Source organism: Malaciobacter sp., from assembly GCF_055140965.1.
The window spans coordinates 19,021-34,915 of sequence record NZ_JBSRRO010000028.1 but is presented as its reverse complement, the minus strand read 5'-3'; the positions used below and the strand labels follow the sequence as shown (position 1 = coordinate 34,915).

Below are 15,895 nucleotides of genomic sequence, written 5' to 3'. Positions count from 1 at the left end.
TGCTGCTGGTGATGTTAGAATTGATGCTGCTAAACAAGTGGTTTGTGCTGCTGGTGATGGTGCTACTGCTGCTGTTGATATTATTGAATTTTTAGGATAAGAGGGAAAAAATGTTAAAAGTTGGTATTGTTGGAAGTACAGGAAGAGTTGGAACACTTCTAATAGATGATTTAAAAAAAGATAGTGAGGCACAACTTGCTGGTATTCATGTATTTGATAAGTTAGAAAAAGATGTGCCTAGTGATGTTATTGTAACAAATGATATGAAAGTTTTAATGGATAGTGTTGATGTTGTAATTGACTTTTCTGCACCAGCAGCAACTGAAGAGTTATTAACTCAAGTAATAGATAATAATGTTAGGAAACCTTTAGTTATTGCAACAACTGGTTTTTCAAAACATCAACAAAATTTATTAATTGAAGCTAGTAAATTAGTTCCAATTTTATACTCAACAAATATGAGTTTAGGTGTTGCTGTTTTAAATAAACTTGTCTCTTTAGCTTCAAAAACATTAAGTGATTTTGATATTGAAATTGTTGAACAACATCATAGATATAAAGTAGATTCTCCATCTGGAACTGCTTTAACATTAGCAGAACATGCAGCACGTGCTAGAGATTTGGATTTAGATAAGGTTAGAGTTTCAGGAAGAGATGGAGATATTGGAGCTAGAACAAAAGATGAAATAGGAGTTATGAGTTTAAGAGGTGGTGATATAGTTGGTCGGCACACTGTTGGACTTTACAATGATGGAGAGTTTATAGAGCTTCATCATACTGCAACTGCAAGAAATACTTTTTCAAAAGGCGCGATTAAAGTTGCTAAATGGCTTGTAAATAAAGAACCAAGTTTATACTCAATCAATGACGCTTTAGGTCTATAAAATCAAAAAACAAAATTCAAATTTAAAAGAGAAAAGAAATTTCATAGCGCATCAAGTTCACTTTTCTCTTTTAGTAAGGTTAAATAAATGTGTGCAATAGTGGGAATTTACGATAATGACAATGCAGCAAGACTTGCTTCAATAGCTCTTTTTGCCATGCAACATAGAGGTCAAGAAGCTACAGGTATATCTTCTTCAATTAATGGGAAAATCCATACAATCAAAAATAGAGGTTTGGTATCAGAAGTTTTTGATGATGATGCTTTAAATATATTAAAAGGTAACATGGCAATAGGTCATAATAGATACTCAACAGCTGGTGGAGATTCTATTTTAGATGCACAACCTGTATTTGCAAAATACAAATTAGGTGAGATGTCTATAGTTCATAATGGTAACTTAATTAATAAAAATGAAGTAAGAGAAGAGTTAACTAATAATGGTGCAATTTTTCAAACAGGAATGGATACTGAAAACTTAATTCACTTAATTGCAAAAAGTAGTGAAAATAGATTAAGAGATAGAATTAAAGAGGCTTTAAATAAAACTATTGGTGCTTACTGTTTTATTGTTCAATCAAGATCAAAACAGTTTGTAATAAGAGATAGATATGGAATTAGACCTTTATCTTTAGGAAAACTAAAATCAGGTGGATATATTGTTGCTAGTGAAACTTGTGCGTTTGATTTAGTAGATGCAGAATTTATAAGAGATGTAAGACCAGGTGAAATGCTTATTTTTAGTGAAAAAACTAATGAACCTGAATCAATTCAGTTATTTGAGCCAATATTTAGACCTTGTGCTTTTGAATATGTATATTTTGCAAGACCTGATTCAGATATTGATGGAAAAAATGTTTATACAACTAGACAAAATATGGGTAAAACACTTGCAAAAAATGATAAAAATAAAAATTTCAAAGCTGATATGGTAGTACCAGTTCCTGACTCAGGAGTACCAGCAGCATTAGGATATGCATCAGAGAGTAAAATACCATTTGAATATGGAATTATTCGAAATCATTATGTTGGTAGAACCTTTATTGAACCAACACAAGAGATGAGAAATTTAAAAGTAAGAATGAAACTCTCTCCTATGAAGTCACTAATTAAGGGTAAATCTTTACTTGTTATTGATGACTCTATTGTAAGAGGGACAACTTCAAAAAGAATTGTAAAGATGTTAAAAGATGCAGGTGCAAAAGAGGTTCACTTTAGAGTGGCAAGTCCTGAGATTAAGTTTCCTTGTTATTATGGTATTGATACCCCAAATCAAGAAGAGTTAATCTCACATAAGATGACAAAAGATGAAATTTGTGAATATATTCAAGCTGACTCATTAGAGTATCTTTCAATTGATGATTTAAAAAAATCAATTGGAGATGATAGAAACTATGCCCTTGAAAGTTTTGATGGAGACTATTTCGTAACAAAATAATGAGTAATTTAAAAGAAGTATTAACAATAGGAAGATATTTTAGACAAAAGTTTAATGAAACAATTTATAAAGTTCCAATTTCAATCTCAGGATTTACCTGTCCTAATATTGATGGAACTGTAGCTAAAGGAGGTTGTTCTTTTTGTGAGAACGACTCCTTCTCTCCAAACTTACAAGAAAGAAAGCCAAAGTTTAAGTTAAATCCAAATGTTAAAGAAAATCCATATTTACAAAATCAATTAAAACAGCTTGATATGCAATTTTTTGCAACAAAACAAAGATTAGAGAATAAATTTAATGCAAAAAAATTTATAGTATATTTCCAATCTTTTACAAATACTTATGCTCCACTTGAAACTTTAAAAGCTTTATATTCTAAAGCTTTAAGTTATGATAATGTAATAGGTCTTTCAATTGGGACAAGAACAGATTGTGTAAGTGATGAAATACTTGATTATTTAGTAAGTCTAGCAAAAGATAAAGAGATTTGGATTGAGTATGGAATACAATCATTTTATGATGAAACCCTTGATGAAATAAATAGAGGTGATTCAAGTGAAAATATGAGATACTGGATAAAAAAAACTAAGCAAAAAGGCTTAAATGTTTGTGGACACTTAATCTATGGACTTCCAGGTGAAACACAAGATATGATGCTAAATACACTTGATGAAACAATAGCTTTACAAGTTGATTCTATAAAATTTCATCCTTTATATGTGGTGAAAAATACTCTTTTAACAGCAAAGTATAAAAAGGGAAAATTTACTCCAATTAGTGAAGATTTATATATTGATACAGTTGTAAAATCTATAAAAAAACTTCCAGAGAATATATCAATTCAAAGAGTAACAGCAGGAATTGATGATAGCACTTTACTTTCACCTACTTGGTGCAAAAATAAACATGAACAAATGTTTAAAATTAGAGAGGCTTTACTAAAAGAAGGATTTGTATATTAAAGCTAGGAAGAGTTTCCTAAGCTTATTTTATCTTTAGTAGATAATCAACTACATTTTCTATAAATGCATCATGTTTTCTATCTTTTCTATGGGCAATATATAGTTTTCTAACCATCTTTTGATTTCCAACTCTTGATTCATATAAAGCACCTGCTTTAAGAAGTGATTCAATAGCTTTTCTTGATACTACTGAAACTGTTGGCTCTTCATCTTTATTTGAGTGTAATACAGTTTGAACAATAGTTGTTGCACTTGTAACCTCACTTGTCACATTAAATGTATCACAATCTGGATAGTTTGCTTTATCTAAAGACTCTTTAAAAATAAGTCTTGTATGTGAATCAGGATTTCTACACACCCATTTGTATGAAAGTAAATCTTTAGCTTTAGCTTTAGCTGGTAGTGGTTGGTTTGAGAATATCACTATTTCATCTTCCATCCATTCTCTATAGATAATATTTTCATCAGGAATATAATTTTCAACTAAAGCCATATCTATTTTTTTATCTAGTAAATCTTCAATTGCTTTGTGTGATACTGAAATATTTATTGAAACATCATTATTTATATTCTCTTTTAAATTATTTAAAAATTTAGGCAATATATAATTTCCAATAATAAATGAAGCACCAAATACAAAAGTTACATCTTTATTCATAATTTTTAATAATTCTTTTTCTGCATTTGTTACACATCTTTCAATTTTTTGAGCAATTGAGTATAACATTTGCCCCTCTTTTGTAAGCCTTATTCCGTTTTTCTTTCTATCAACAATTTGAACATCTAAATACTCTTCAATATACTTCATTTGTTGTGTCACTGCAGGTTGAGAAATACCAAGTTTTGCTGAAGCTTTTGAGAATGATTTTTCCCTTACAACAGTTAAAAACGTCTCTATTTTTGCAAAATCAGTTAGCATTATTTTTTTACCTTTATAATTCTTTATGATAATAATAACATTTGTTTATAAATAAATAAATTAAGTAAAAAGTTAATTTAACTAAATTATGATATAATCTAGAATTATTGGAGAAGAAATGTCGGAAAATTTTTTATTATCGTTAAACGATTCACAAAAAAATGCAGCTCAACATATCGATGGCGCATTACTTATTTTAGCAGGTGCAGGTTCGGGTAAAACAAAAACAATTACCACGCGATTAGCATATCTTATCTCAATAGGAATTGATCCAGCTTCTATATTGACTTTGACTTTTACAAATAAAGCAGCAACAGAGATGAGAGAAAGAGCATTTTCTCTTATTGACTCATCAATAGTACATACACCACCTTTACTTTGTACTTTTCATAAGTTTGGATTGCTTTTATTAAAGTTTTACATGAGTGAATTAGGAAGAAAAAATAACTTTATAATAATAGATACTGATGATAAAAAAAGAATTTTAAAATCCATAGACAAAGAGTTACCTCTTCCACTACTTGCAAGTGAAATTTCTAAATATAAAAACTCTATTCTAACTCCAAGTGAAGCAAAAGCTACTGCACAATTAAAGCTATATCAAGAAATAGCTGATGTATATGAAAAATATGAAAACTATTTGGAAAAGAATAACTTAGTTGATTTTGATGATTTACTTTTATTGCCATATAAAATATTGTGCAATAATGAAAAACTAGCAGAACAAATAAGTCAAAAATATAATTATATAATGGTAGATGAGTATCAAGATACAAATGAACTACAATACAAACTATTAAGAAAATTATGTTGCACACATAATAATCTATGTGTTGTTGGTGATGATGACCAGTCTATTTATGGATGGCGTGGGGCTACTATTAAAAATATATTAAATTTTACAGATCACTTTGAAAATACAAAAGTTGTAAAACTTGAAGAGAATTATAGATCTACAAATACTATTTTAAATCATGCAAATCAATTAATTGAACACAATAGAGATAGACTAGGGAAAAAATTAGTTAGTACAAGAGAAGATGGAAATAGTGTAAGAGTTTATGAATCTCATGATGAAAATGAAGAGACAAGAAAAATAGTTGATGATATAAAAAATCTCATTTCTAATGGTGAAAGAGCAAGTGAAATGGCAATACTATTTAGAGTAAATGCACTTTCAAGGTCATTGGAAGAGGGATTTAATAAAGCAGGAATTGCCTATAAACTAGTTGGTGGTATGAAGTTTTATGAAAGAGCAGAAATTAAAGATTTGATTGCTTATTTTAGAATACTTACAAATAACAATGATAATTTTTCATTAAAAAGAATTGTAAATAAACCTAAAAGAGGAATTGGTAAAACAACCATAGAGAAACTAGATGCAAAATCAGCTCAAACACAAAAACCAATTTTTCAATTAATAGAAGAGTTAGAACCAGAAGAGCTAGCACAAGTAGTAGGAAAGAAAAATTCAAGAACATTAAAAGTTTTCATGGCATCAGTGATGGACTTAAAAGAGGCTTTAGAAGAGTCGAAAATGAGATTTTTAGATTTGTTTGAAGATACCTTTGATTATAGAAGCTCATATGATAATGCTCCTGATGGATTTGATAGACAAGCAAATATTGATGAGTTTTATGGATATATTAGAGATTATTTTATTCAAAATCCACATTTGGGATTAGAAGATTTCTTAAATGAAATTGCATTGGAGTCTGAAAATAGTGAGTTTACAGAAGAGATGGTTTCTATGATGAGTATTCATGCATCAAAAGGGCTTGAGTATAAACATCTATTTATAATAGGACTTGAAGAGGGATTTTTTCCTATTATTGGTGATGGAAGTGATATAGAAGAAGAAAGAAGACTTGGATATGTTGCTTTAACAAGAGCTATGGATAACTTAACTTTATCTTTTGTGCATTCAAGATTTTATAAAGGTAAAAGAGCATCACTTACAAAAAGTAGATTTTTAAGTGAAAGTGGTCTTATAAAAGGGTGCTTAACCCTTGAAAAAAACTCTGCATATAAAAAAGGTGATTTGGTAAAACATAAAATCTTTGGAATGGGAAGAGTTCAAAAAGCTGCTAAAGCTGGAAAAGAGTATAAACTTACTATAAATTTTGCAGGACAAATAAGAGATATTTTATCTTCATTTGTAGAAAAAATATAAAAATCTATTATTAAATAAAAAATAAAAAATTTTTGAGTGGAAAATAAAACTGATGCAAAAAAAATATTACAATAAAGAGTTATTAAATAAACTATTGGTTGTTAATAAACCAATGTTTATAAGCTCAAACTCATATTTAAATAAAATTAAAAGAAAATATAAAAATAAAAAAGCAGGTTTTAGTGGAACATTAGACCCCTTTGCTTGTGGTTGTCTAATAGTAGCTTTTGGGCAATATACAAAACTTTTTAAATATCTTAAAAAAACACCTAAAAGATATAAAGCTGTATTATGGTTGGGAGTTAGTTCATACTCTGAGGATATTGAAAATATAATTGATATTAAAGATGAAAAAGTTTTAGATATAAATGATATACAAAACGAAATAGAAAAATTAAAAGGAGATATTGAGTATCTTCCTCCAAAATATTGTGCTAAAAAAATAAATGGTAAAAGAGCATATGAGCTTGCAAGAGCTGGACTTGAAGTAGAGTTAGAAAAACAAGTTATGAAAATTAGTGATATAAAACTAACTTCATATAATCACCCTTTTATTACATTTGAAGCAACAGTTAGTGAGGGCTCATATATTAGAAGTTTAGCTCAAATACTTGCTAAAAACCTAGGTGTTATTGGTACTTTGTCTTATTTACAAAGATTAAATGAGGGAGAGTTTTATTTTCAAAATGAAAAGGATTTAAATCCTTTAGATTATTTAGATTTAGAAGTTAATAGCTATACAGGAAGTAAAGAGTTATTAAATGATGGCAAAAAAATACCAATTGAAAACTTAGAAAAAAAAGAAGATGGAAAATATATCATTTTATTTGAAGAGTTTTTTAGTATAATCGAAATTTCAAATGACAAAGTTTCATATGTATTAAATAAGGTAATTAAATAGATGCAAGTTAGTATAAAATCATATGCAAAAGTAAATATATTTTTAAAAATAGCAAAAAAAAGAGATAATTATCATGAAATAGTATCAAGATTTGTAAGAGTGAAAAATCTTTATGATACTATTAGTTTTATTCCAAATAATGAAACAAATGAGTTTAATTTGATTGGTGATTTTGGATGTAAACTTGAAGATAACACTATATATAAAGCTTTTTTGCAATTGAGAAAATATTGTCCAAAAATTGATGCATTTTTTAGAGTATATAGTATAAAAGTAGAAAAAAATATCCCAGAGTTTGCAGGACTTGGTGGAGGCAGTTCAAATGTAGCTGCTTTTTTAATATTGGCAAATAAACATTTTAACTTATATTATAAAAAAGAGAAATTAGCAAAAATTGGTGCAAAAATAGGTGCAGATGTTCCTTTTTTTGTATATGAGTATGATAGTGCAAATGTAACAGGAGTTGGTGAAATAGTTCAAGAGTTTAAAGAAGAGCCTTTAAATATTGAAGTTATTACTCCAAAAGATATCAAATGTCATACTGGCAATGTTTTTAACTGCTTTAGAAATGAGTTTTATAAAGAGATTTCAAAAGAGAGAAGTGATGAACTTTTGTCAATGAAAAGTAGTGAGATTTTAAATAAACTCTCAATTGAAGAAGCAAATGATTTATATTTGCCAGCAGTAAAACTATATCCAAAGCTAAAAGAATATGCAATGCAAGATTGGTTTTTTAGTGGAAGTGGAAGTTCATTTTTTAAGGTAATATAATGGCAAAAGAAAAAAGTAAAAATTTAGAATTTAAAAATAAAAAAGCATTTCATGATTATTTTATCTTAGATAAATATGAAGCTGGAGTTGTACTTGAGGGAAGTGAAGTAAAGGCTTTGCGAGAGGGAAGAGCAAACTTAAAAGATAGCTTTGTACGAATTATAAAAGGTGAAGTTTTTATTTTAAATATGCATATTTCACACTTAAGTACAACACATAGTACATATAGACCTGATGAAAGAAGAAGTAGAAAACTTTTACTACATAAAAAAGAGATTGAAAAGATGTTTACTAAAGTAACTAAAGATGGAGTGACACTTGTGCCACTTAAAATGTACTTTAATTCAAAGAATGTAGTAAAAATTTTAATTGCCACAGCACAGGGTAAAAAGCTTCATGATAAAAGAGAAGATTTAAAAAGAAAAACAATGCAAAGAGAAACACAACAAGCATTGAAAAACTTTAAATAGTTACAAATTATCATTTTTTTTATAAATTAAAGAAACCTTAAAAAAAAACATCAGTTATTAAGCTTAACTTTATTCAGTTTTAGCTAAGATTTTTTTTAAGTGACAAACCTGTGACTTGATATATAAAAAATTAGTAGGAGGAGATTGATGCAAAACGGTGCAAGAATTGAGTATGATTACTCAGTTGCAAAAGCCTTTACATTTGCAACAATTTTGTTTGGTATCATTGGTATGGTAGTTGGTGTTGTTTTAGCATTTCAATTAGCATTTCCAGAGCTAAATCATTTAGCTGGGGAATATGGTACATTCAGTAGATTAAGACCATTACATACTAATGGTGTTGCATTTGGTTTTACACTTAGTGGTATCTTTGCTACATGGTATTATGTAGCTCAAAGAGTTTTAAAGGTGTCTTTAAAAGAATCACCATTTTTAATGACAGTAGCAAAGCTACACTTTGTGTTATATTTCATCACTATTCTTTTAGCAGTTGTAACTTTATTTATGGGTTATACAACATCAAAAGAGTATGCTGAATTAGAGTGGCCATTAGATATTTTAGTGGTTGTTTGGTGGGTATTATGGGGAGTTTCTATTTTCGGATTGATTGGAATTAGAAGAGAAAGAACTCTATATATCTCAATTTGGTATTATATTGCTGCATTTATTGCAATTGCAATGTTATACTTATTTAATAATATGGAAGTACCTACATACTTCGCTTCTGGTGGTTATGGTTCATGGCTACACTCTGTTTCTATGTATTCTGGAACTAATGATGCGATTGTACAATGGTGGTATGGACACAATGCGGTTGCATTTATATTTACTGTTCCAATTATTGCTATGATTTATTACTTTTTACCAAAAGAGTCTGGACAAAATGTTTATTCATATAAATTATCTATTCTAGCATTCTGGGGTCTATTATTTGTTTATTTATGGGCTGGTGGACACCACCTTATTTATTCAACTGTTCCTGATTGGATGCAAACAATGGGTTCTGTTATGTCAGTTGTTCTAATTTTACCATCATGGGGATCTGCTATTAATATGCTTTTAACTATGAAAGGTGAGTGGAAACAGTTACAAACAAACACACTGATTAAATTTATGATTTTAGCATCAACATTTTATATGTTATCAACTATTGAAGGACCAATTCAATCAATCAAATCTGTTAATGCAATTGCGCACTTTACAGACTGGATTCCTGGACACGTTCACGATGGTGTATTAGGATGGGTTGTATTTATGATTATGGCAGCATTATTTCATATGGCACCAAGAATGTATGGAAGAGAGATTTATTCTAAATCATTAATGGATACTCAATTCTGGTTACAAACAACTGGTATTGTATTATACTTTACTTCTATGTGGATTGCAGGTATTACTCAAGGTATGATGTGGAGAGCTTATGATGAGTACGGTTCATTAGTTTACTCATTTATTGATACAGTAACTGTATTACAACCATATTATACAATTAGAGCTGTTGGTGGGTTATTATACCTAATTGGTTTCTTTATGTTCTCATATAACATGTATAAAACTGCAACTGCAGGTAGAATACTTGATAAAGAACCATTAAATGATTCACCAGTTGCAGCTTAGGAAAAGGGGTAAATAATGTTTCATTGGTTAGAACAAAGACCGTTTTTCTTTGCGGTATTCGTATTTATTTTTGTTGCATTTGCAGGTATTATTGAAGCAATTCCTGATTTTGCAAAACAAAGTAGACCTACAGTTGGTACAAAGCCATACACAGTGTTGGAGTTAGCAGGAAGACATGTATATATTAAAGATTCATGTAATGCTTGCCACTCACAATTAATTAGACCATTTAAATCTGAAACTGATAGATATGGTATGTACTCTTTATCTGGAGAATATGCTTATGATAGACCATTTTTATGGGGATCAAAAAGAACAGGTCCAGATTTAATGAGAGTTGGAAACTACAGAACAACAGATTGGCATGAAAACCACATGTTAGATCCAAAATCAGTAGTTCCAGGTTCAATTATGCCAGCATATACTCATCACTTTGAGAATATAGCTGATTTAGATACAGCTTATGCAGAAGCATTAACTGTTAAAAATGTATTCAATACTCCATATGACCAAGATTTAAACGGTGATGGAAATGTTGATGTTAAACTTGGTGATTATGAAAGTGCAATTGCTACTGCTAGAAAACAAGCAGAAGAGATTGCTGCTGATATGAAAAACCAAAAAGTAAAAGATGCCGTAGCAAACGGTCAAGTTCCTGAGATTGTTGCATTAATTGCATATTTAAATTCTTTAAAATAAGAGGGCATTATGGATTATGAGACTTTGCTGAATCTTCAAGGTTATTTGAAGTTTTTTTTAATACTTATTGTGTTTATTATTTTTTACTCATATGCTTTCTCTATTTATAAAAGAGATAAAAAGGGTGAGAAAAATTTTGAAAAATACTCAAATCTTGTTCACGATGATTCTATAAAGTCTGACCCTCTTGAGCAAAGAGAAAAAGAAAAAGAGATAAACGAGAAGGAGAGTATCAAATGAAATCTATGGTAATAGGTGGAATTATTCTTATCATCGCTCTAATGGCAGGAACTTACTTTATTGCAGGTGATGCTTTTAATAGTGATGATTATATTAATAGTTTAACTATGCTTGGTGCAGTAGCAATTATTTCAATTACAGTATTTGTAGCGCTTAAGTATATCAATCAAATAAAAAATGATACTGCTAGTGGTGAATTAGCAGAAGAAAAGTGGGACGGTATTGGTGAATACAAAAACCCTATTCCAACTGGATGGGGACTTGCATTTATTGGTACATTAGTTTGGCTATTTTGGTATTGGTCAATTGGTTATCCAACAAATGGATTCTCTCAAATTGGTCAATGGAATGAAGAGACAATTGAGTATAATAAAAAGTTTGCTTCAAAATGGGAAAACCCAAGTGAACAGACTTTAACAGCAATGGGTGAATCAATCTACTTAGTTCAATGTGCACCTTGTCATGGTATTGATGCTGAGGGTATTGAGGGTAAAGCTCAAAACTTAACTCATAGAATGTCAAAAGAGTCTGTTGAGTACGTAATTAGAAATGGTGCAAATAACCTAAAAACTGATTATCCAGGTGGAATGCCTCCTATGATGTTAACTGAAGAAGCTGATATTCAAGCGGTATCTTCTTATGTTGCAGGTGGATTTAAAGGTGAACAACCAGCGGCTTATGGAGTTTGTGCTGGATGTCATGGAGCTGATGGAAAAGGTATAGCCTACGTTGGTCCAAGTATTGTTGAATATACAGATGCTTTAGTAACATCAGTACTTAACAATGGTAAAAAAGGTGCTATTGGTATGATGCCAAGCTTTAAAGGTAGATTAAACCCTACACAAGAAAAAGCATTAGCAACTTATATTAGAAGTTTAGGAGAGTAGTATGGCTGGAAATACTCAGATGAATGAAAATGAAAGAGGACTTTTTTCTCTTCTTCATGGAATTACAGGTATGTTAATTGCAACTGTGTTATTACTTACTATATTAGGTGTATTAACATATGGTGCAATTAAAGTACAACAAAACGAAGCAACTAACTTCTATAAGATTAATCAAGATCTAAATGCGCTTAAAGCAAATAGTAAAGATAATCACGAACAGTATGAATTAGTTGGAAAATAAGGGGAAAGCTATGGACAAAATTATTGGAATTTTATTATTGGCTTCAGCAGTTTACTCTGTGTATTTATCTTTCTTTGATTCTGCTAGAGTGTTTGTTGGATAAATGAAAGCTTTAAAACTTACAAGAATGGCAGTGCTTTTTGCACTGTCACTTCTATTAACATCTAATCTTTATGCTTCACAATTTATACTTAGCAATGATGGATTAATTGATAAAAGAGCAGTTGAAAAGATTGAACAAATAGGGCAAGAGTCTAAGCAAAAACTTGGTGTAAATATTTATGTTTATGTAAAAAAAGGTTTAGGGCTTGAAGATGATATATCTACAAAAGATAAAATTGAGTTTATTAAAAATCAAGAAAAAGAGTTAATTCCTGTTTTACAAAAACCATATGTTTTATTAACAATGGCAGTTGATGATACTCATGTAAATTTAATTGTATCTTCACAATTAAAAGAAACTGTAGATAAAAATGAAATCTTAAATGAATATGTAGTACCATTATTAGCTTCAAAAGATAAAAATACTGTTTTTGCAAAAGTTAGTGCAGCAGTGCTAAATGGTTATGCAGCAATTGCAGATACAATTGCACAGTCAAAAAATATCAAGCTTGAAAGTAGTATTGGAAGTTCAGGAAAAGTAGCTGGAACTATATGGAGAGTGTTTATGTATACTCTTGTAGTAGTAGGTCTACTTTTATATATATTTGCAGTACTAAAAAGAAGAAAGTAGGAATTTTAATGAAAAGAAATTATTGGCCACTGTTTTTTATTGGTATATTTACATTTACATTTTCAATGATTGTATGGACTATTTATTCAGCAGTTCAAGTTCCTGTACATGAAGATGATACTTTTTTTAAAAAGTATCAAGATGTTGATATGCACTACAATGATATTATAAGATCAAATGATATATTTTTATCAAAATATGATTTTAAAATAACTATAAATAATCAAAAATTTGATTTAGATACAAAAGATATATTTTTATCTCAAAGAGTTATTGAAAAAAGTAAAATCCATAAAGATATATTGCATGTAGGTAAAAACAGCATAAAAATTGATATTTATAATAAAGCAGGAAATGTTGAATCTTCATTTGATATAAATTTAAGAGTTACAGAATCTACAAATAATAATACTATTATTGATTTAAATAAGGAGTCTTTCTCTTTTTTAAACAACTCTTATAATGCAAGTGTTGATGTACCAAAACCTGGGAAATGGAATATTATTGCAACTTTTGAAAAAGATGGTAATAAAGGTTATTTCTTTTTAAAGACAAATGCAAACTAAACAACAACTAATTGTATTTCCAACTTCAAGGGCAATAAGAGAGTTTATTTTAAATAATAAACAAGATAACTCATTATTGCCTTTTTTTCTAACAGCAGATGATTTTTTTAAAAAATCATTTTACTTTAATAATCGAAAACTAATAGATGAAGAACAAAAATTTCTATTTTTAAAAGAATCAATAAAATTTGATGAGTTTAAGAAGCTTGGAATATCATCTAATTTTACTCAGTTTTTAAAGCAAAGTGATTATATATTTAGATTTTTTACAGAAATTACAAGTGAAAAAGTAAGTATTGAAGATATAAAAGATGTAGATACTTATGAGTTTTATAAAGAGCATTTGCAAATCTTGGAAAAAGTTAAAGAAAACTATGAGAAAATCTTAGATGACAATGACTTTATTGATAGAATAAATGAGCATAAATATAGTCAAATAAATCTGGAGTTTTTAAATAAATTCTCTTGGATTGAGTTTAATTTTGAAGGGTATTTTACAAAATTAGAGTTTGATAAGATACTTGAAATTTCAAAAAATAAAGAGTTGATAATAAATCTATATACAAATGAATATAATCAAAAATCCTATGAAATTTTCAAAACAATAAATTTAGATTTAAAACAAGATTTTTTTTATAAACTTGATATTACAAACAAAAAGATTTTAAAAGAGTCAAAACTAGAAACAAAACTTGATAGTTTTAAAATTAAAGGTTTTGCTTCAAGGGTTTCTCAAATTGCCTTTATAAAAACAGCAATAGTTGAAGCTATAAATAAAGGTATTGAACCTTCAAATATTGCTTTAATATTACCAGATGAAAATTTTGCAAATAAATTAAGACTTTTTGATGATGAAAAGTATTTTAACTATGCCATGGGACTTGATGTAAAAAACAGTATAACTTATAAATGTCTTTACTCCTTAAATAGTTATTTAATAGAAAAAGATATGAAAAATTTAGACTCTTTAGAGTTTTTTAACATAAATAAAGAGCTAATTGATTTTTTAAATAGTAATTATAATAATAAAATATCAAAAGAGGGATTTGAATATCTTTGTAATTTTTTGATTTCTAATGAAATAAATAAAGAATTAAAAGAGAAATTAAATGAACTTTTCTATAAACTTAATAATCTGTTTTTTACATATAAAAGTGAGATTTTGTATAAAGAGTTGTTAAGAATACTTTTGCAAAAAGTAAACTCTATTAGTTTGGATGATGTAAACTCAGGAAAAATCACAGTTATGGGGCTTCTTGAAAGTAGAACTGTATGTTTTGATACAGTAATAATATGTGATTTTAATGAGCAGTTTATTCCAAAAACTTCTTTAAAAGATAAGTTTTTATCTACAAAAGTAAAAGAGTTTGCAAAATTGCCAACACTAAAAGATAGAGAAAGTTTGCAAAAGTATTATTATAAAAGAGTTATTCAAAACTGTAAAAACTTATATGTTAGTTATGTATCAAATGATACTTCAACAATAAGTAGGTTTGCTAGTGAGTTGTTTGATTTAAAAAAAGAACAATCTTTAGAAGATAATTCATATAAACATATTTTATATAATAAAAATAGTCTAAAGCATTTTGATAAAAAGATTATTTTAGATATAGATTTATCAAAACTTTCTTGGTCTGCAACTTCGTTAAAAGTATATTTGCAGTGTAAAAGAAAGTTTTATTTGCAGTATATTTTAAAACTAAAAGAGCATGAGATAAGCTTAAAGCCAAAAGGCTTTGAGCTAGGCGATATAGTGCATAAAATACTTTATGAGTATTATGAAGAGGGTTTTGATACTTTAGAGCGTTTACAAGCTTTATTTACAAAGTATGCAAATAAAAATCCTTTTTTATCACTTGAACTTGAAGTTTATAAAAAGAAAATAGAAAATTTCTATGAGTATGAGAAAAACAGAATAGATAAAATACAAATTTTACAAAAAGAGATGCCTTTTAATTTGATATATCAAGATATAAAAATAAAAGGTGTGATTGATAGAGTTGACAAAGAAGATGAAGATTATTTAGTAATTGATTATAAAACATCATCATCTTTAAAAGTTGATACTATAAAAAATTATGAGAAAAGTTGTGATTTTCAGTTGGAGTTTTATTATTTGGCATTGCAAAATATATATAAAACAACTAATATCCAAAGCTTTTATTATGATTTAAATAGTGCAAAACTATTAAAAGAAGTAGCATTAAATGAGAAATTAGATTTATTAAGAGAGATTTTTCAAACACTTAAAACAACAAGTGTAGATTTTGAAAAGTGTGAAGATAAATCAGTTTGCAATTTTTGTATATATAAAACAATGTGCAATAGATAAGATTTATTATAGTAAGCACGAATAAATTCGAGCTTCCAAATGGAAATGCGAATTCATTTGCAT

At 28.3% G+C, this 15,895-nt stretch carries 16 protein-coding genes and 1 pseudogene; 16 read left to right on the top strand and 1 reads right to left on the bottom strand.

Going from position 1 to position 15,895, the window contains the following annotated elements:
- From ACTCCZ_RS09040 to mnmL, 4 genes and pseudogenes are all read left to right on the top strand, one after another.
- Positions 1 to 100: pseudogene (locus ACTCCZ_RS09040) on the top strand (thioredoxin-disulfide reductase); the annotation flags it as partial.
- 10 nt (positions 101 to 110) lie between these two features.
- Positions 111 to 884: a 4-hydroxy-tetrahydrodipicolinate reductase gene (gene dapB / locus ACTCCZ_RS09035; protein WP_079580055.1), complete on the top strand. Its 774-nt coding sequence runs from the start codon at positions 111 to 113 to the stop codon at positions 882 to 884.
- Positions 885 to 971: 87 nt separating this feature from the next.
- Positions 972 to 2,321: an amidophosphoribosyltransferase gene (gene purF, locus ACTCCZ_RS09030; protein ID WP_079580054.1), complete on the top strand. Its 1,350-nt coding sequence runs from the start codon at positions 972 to 974 to the stop codon at positions 2,319 to 2,321.
- Positions 2,321 to 3,283 (top strand): tRNA modification radical SAM protein MnmL/YtqA, encoded by a 963-nt coding sequence (gene mnmL, locus ACTCCZ_RS09025; RefSeq protein ID WP_079580053.1) that lies wholly within the window; start codon positions 2,321 to 2,323, stop codon positions 3,281 to 3,283. Before purF ends, mnmL begins: the two co-directional genes overlap by 1 nt.
- Positions 3,284 to 3,305: 22 nt before the next feature.
- Here mnmL and ACTCCZ_RS09020 read toward each other — a convergent pair whose 3' ends face one another.
- Complete coding sequence (locus ACTCCZ_RS09020; RefSeq protein WP_079580052.1) at positions 3,306 to 4,202, bottom strand: LysR family transcriptional regulator; 897 nt, start codon at positions 4,200 to 4,202, stop codon at positions 3,306 to 3,308.
- 118 nt (positions 4,203 to 4,320) lie between these two features.
- On the opposite strand from ACTCCZ_RS09020, the gene ACTCCZ_RS09015 reads away from it, so the two are divergent.
- The 12 genes from ACTCCZ_RS09015 (at position 4,321) to ACTCCZ_RS08960 (ending at position 15,832) form a co-directional block, all read left to right on the top strand.
- Positions 4,321 to 6,375, top strand: coding sequence for an ATP-dependent helicase (locus ACTCCZ_RS09015; protein ID WP_079580051.1), 2,055 nt, complete (start codon positions 4,321 to 4,323; stop codon positions 6,373 to 6,375).
- A 52-nt stretch (positions 6,376 to 6,427) separates the two neighbouring features.
- Entirely contained in the window at positions 6,428 to 7,276 is an 849-nt protein-coding gene (gene truB, locus ACTCCZ_RS09010; protein ID WP_079580050.1) for a tRNA pseudouridine(55) synthase TruB, read from the top strand.
- A complete protein-coding gene (locus tag ACTCCZ_RS09005; RefSeq protein ID WP_079580049.1) occupies positions 7,277 to 8,047 on the top strand; it encodes a 4-(cytidine 5'-diphospho)-2-C-methyl-D-erythritol kinase in 771 nt (256 codons plus the stop codon). It begins immediately after the preceding gene.
- Positions 8,047 to 8,517, top strand: coding sequence for an SsrA-binding protein SmpB (gene smpB, locus ACTCCZ_RS09000; RefSeq protein WP_079580048.1), 471 nt, complete (start codon positions 8,047 to 8,049; stop codon positions 8,515 to 8,517). The genes ACTCCZ_RS09005 and smpB overlap by 1 nt, the downstream gene beginning before the upstream one ends.
- A gap of 147 nt (positions 8,518 to 8,664) precedes the next feature.
- On the top strand, positions 8,665 to 10,134 hold the full coding sequence (gene ccoN, locus ACTCCZ_RS08995) for a cytochrome-c oxidase, cbb3-type subunit I (protein ID WP_079580047.1): 1,470 nt from the start codon (positions 8,665 to 8,667) through the stop codon (positions 10,132 to 10,134).
- Positions 10,135 to 10,149: 15 nt separating this feature from the next.
- Complete coding sequence (gene ccoO / locus ACTCCZ_RS08990; RefSeq protein WP_079580046.1) at positions 10,150 to 10,833, top strand: cytochrome-c oxidase, cbb3-type subunit II; 684 nt, start codon at positions 10,150 to 10,152, stop codon at positions 10,831 to 10,833.
- 9 nt (positions 10,834 to 10,842) lie between these two features.
- On the top strand, positions 10,843 to 11,073 hold the full coding sequence (locus tag ACTCCZ_RS08985) for a CcoQ/FixQ family Cbb3-type cytochrome c oxidase assembly chaperone (protein WP_079580045.1): 231 nt from the start codon (positions 10,843 to 10,845) through the stop codon (positions 11,071 to 11,073).
- Positions 11,070 to 11,960, top strand: a complete 891-nt coding sequence (locus tag ACTCCZ_RS08980; RefSeq protein WP_079580044.1) for a c-type cytochrome — start codon at positions 11,070 to 11,072, stop codon at positions 11,958 to 11,960. The genes ACTCCZ_RS08985 and ACTCCZ_RS08980 overlap by 4 nt, the downstream gene beginning before the upstream one ends.
- A gap of 1 nt (position 11,961) precedes the next feature.
- On the top strand, positions 11,962 to 12,201 hold the full coding sequence (locus tag ACTCCZ_RS08975; RefSeq protein ID WP_079580043.1) for a DUF4006 family protein: 240 nt from the start codon (positions 11,962 to 11,964) through the stop codon (positions 12,199 to 12,201).
- A gap of 103 nt (positions 12,202 to 12,304) precedes the next feature.
- Positions 12,305 to 12,934 (top strand): hypothetical protein, encoded by a 630-nt coding sequence (locus ACTCCZ_RS08970; RefSeq protein WP_079580042.1) that lies wholly within the window; start codon positions 12,305 to 12,307, stop codon positions 12,932 to 12,934.
- A gap of 8 nt (positions 12,935 to 12,942) precedes the next feature.
- On the top strand, positions 12,943 to 13,500 hold the full coding sequence (locus tag ACTCCZ_RS08965; RefSeq protein ID WP_079580041.1) for a hypothetical protein: 558 nt from the start codon (positions 12,943 to 12,945) through the stop codon (positions 13,498 to 13,500).
- Positions 13,490 to 15,832, top strand: a complete 2,343-nt coding sequence (locus ACTCCZ_RS08960) for a PD-(D/E)XK nuclease family protein (RefSeq protein WP_079580040.1) — start codon at positions 13,490 to 13,492, stop codon at positions 15,830 to 15,832. The genes ACTCCZ_RS08965 and ACTCCZ_RS08960 overlap by 11 nt, the downstream gene beginning before the upstream one ends.
- Positions 15,833 to 15,895 lie beyond the last annotated feature (63 nt).

Coding starts and splice junctions, on each gene's coding strand:
- dapB (WP_079580055.1), top strand. CDS start 111: ATGTTAAAAGTTGGTATTGTTGGAAGTACAGGAAGAGTTGGAACACTT.
- purF (WP_079580054.1), top strand. CDS start 972: ATGTGTGCAATAGTGGGAATTTACGATAATGACAATGCAGCAAGACTT.
- mnmL (WP_079580053.1), top strand. CDS start 2,321: ATGAGTAATTTAAAAGAAGTATTAACAATAGGAAGATATTTTAGACAA.
- ACTCCZ_RS09020 (WP_079580052.1), bottom strand. CDS start 4,202: ATGCTAACTGATTTTGCAAAAATAGAGACGTTTTTAACTGTTGTAAGG.
- ACTCCZ_RS09015 (WP_079580051.1), top strand. CDS start 4,321: ATGTCGGAAAATTTTTTATTATCGTTAAACGATTCACAAAAAAATGCA.
- truB (WP_079580050.1), top strand. CDS start 6,428: ATGCAAAAAAAATATTACAATAAAGAGTTATTAAATAAACTATTGGTT.
- ACTCCZ_RS09005 (WP_079580049.1), top strand. CDS start 7,277: ATGCAAGTTAGTATAAAATCATATGCAAAAGTAAATATATTTTTAAAA.
- smpB (WP_079580048.1), top strand. CDS start 8,047: ATGGCAAAAGAAAAAAGTAAAAATTTAGAATTTAAAAATAAAAAAGCA.
- ccoN (WP_079580047.1), top strand. CDS start 8,665: ATGCAAAACGGTGCAAGAATTGAGTATGATTACTCAGTTGCAAAAGCC.
- ccoO (WP_079580046.1), top strand. CDS start 10,150: ATGTTTCATTGGTTAGAACAAAGACCGTTTTTCTTTGCGGTATTCGTA.
- ACTCCZ_RS08985 (WP_079580045.1), top strand. CDS start 10,843: ATGGATTATGAGACTTTGCTGAATCTTCAAGGTTATTTGAAGTTTTTT.
- ACTCCZ_RS08980 (WP_079580044.1), top strand. CDS start 11,070: ATGAAATCTATGGTAATAGGTGGAATTATTCTTATCATCGCTCTAATG.
- ACTCCZ_RS08975 (WP_079580043.1), top strand. CDS start 11,962: ATGGCTGGAAATACTCAGATGAATGAAAATGAAAGAGGACTTTTTTCT.
- ACTCCZ_RS08970 (WP_079580042.1), top strand. CDS start 12,305: ATGAAAGCTTTAAAACTTACAAGAATGGCAGTGCTTTTTGCACTGTCA.
- ACTCCZ_RS08965 (WP_079580041.1), top strand. CDS start 12,943: ATGAAAAGAAATTATTGGCCACTGTTTTTTATTGGTATATTTACATTT.
- ACTCCZ_RS08960 (WP_079580040.1), top strand. CDS start 13,490: ATGCAAACTAAACAACAACTAATTGTATTTCCAACTTCAAGGGCAATA.